We start from the raw sequence: 1,409 nt of genomic DNA on the forward strand, positions 1-1,409 counted from the left end.
GTATAATGTATGTCATACAGTATTATATAATTGTTTAATCTAATTAAACTTTTCATAATTATTTATATATGCAACTTACAATTATTATAATATTGTCCACAACTTATCCACAATTATATCATTCACATTTCAATCACATTCATTTTCATTCACCTCATGATAAGCACCTATATTCCATCTATATTCCATCATCATCTATTCACTATCTATCCATCTGGTTACATCTGATCCATTACTTATACACAATTCACACAACTCATACAACTCATACAACTTACGTATAATAGCACACTTATCATATTCATTATATATAATGCTTGCATATTGCAATTGTTATTTCATATCATCTAATCATATATAATCATTTCAACGTAACTACAATTACTCTACAATGTTATCACTCATCTGGTTATATCTAATCATCTCATATCTAATCAATTATAATAATATCATCATATCATATAGTATCAATAACTACATGTGCAGCCGTTCACCTTATACATGATAATTCTATCTGATCCATTACTATCCATTCATATCTAATCATACACATCATACGACTCATACAATTTACATGTCATACAATGTCATACACACATCATATCAGCACACAAACAAAAAGCATATCAGACAATCATATCTGATACGCTCATTCATTACTAATATTTAGTTGTTAGTCCAACCAATTCCCAACCATCATCATCAAATGTCCCAATCAATTTATTACCATGATGCAACTCATTCACATAGTCTGATCCAATCCATTCAACCATGTCATCATGACTAACATATATTACATTCTCAGTATCAGCATTTCCATCTAATAAGAATGTACCATCTTCATTCGTATACATGTAATACAATTCAATCTGGTTATGTTCTAATCCTTTGCTATGGTCATTATCATTCTTATCATTCACATTGTCATATCCGAATACAAACAAACAGCACACCACTAACATTAATCCTATAATATACTTTTTCATTATTAACCATTCCTTTTCATTTATAGTTTAGTCATTCATATACATTAATTAAATACTTCATCCATCAACCAATACAATATATATAGAATAGCTTTCATTCTCATTAATCAATCCATCATCCCAATAGATATCATAATCAATCTTTACACAATCCGTTTTCTTTTCTATCTTATCCTTTTCAACGTGTCCATAAGTCTTCATAATTTCTTCAATTGTATCTGATAACGCATACTTTCCACGTCTGGTATGATCAAGGTATTCTATACTGTTCACATCTTGTTTAGTTTTGCTGACTATAATCATACGGTTACAAGATCACGCAAGATTATTTTATTTTTCAACTGTTCTTTTCTCAATAAATAATTATTATAGTCTTGTCTGATTTCATTATTTAAGATTAAATCGTAGTTATCAATAATATTC

1 protein-coding gene is annotated in these 1,409 nt (G+C 28.4%); it reads right to left on the reverse strand.

What is annotated here, in order from left to right:
* Positions 1 to 659: 659 nt before the first annotated feature.
* The gene (locus AC1DSL_RS18225; protein ID WP_477533333.1) at positions 660 to 986 is read right to left on the reverse strand and encodes a hypothetical protein; all 327 of its coding nucleotides are present in this window, start codon (positions 984 to 986) and stop codon (positions 660 to 662) included.
* Positions 987 to 1,409 lie beyond the last annotated feature (423 nt).

It is taken from the genome of Paenisporosarcina sp. P4_D4 (assembly GCF_056401835.1).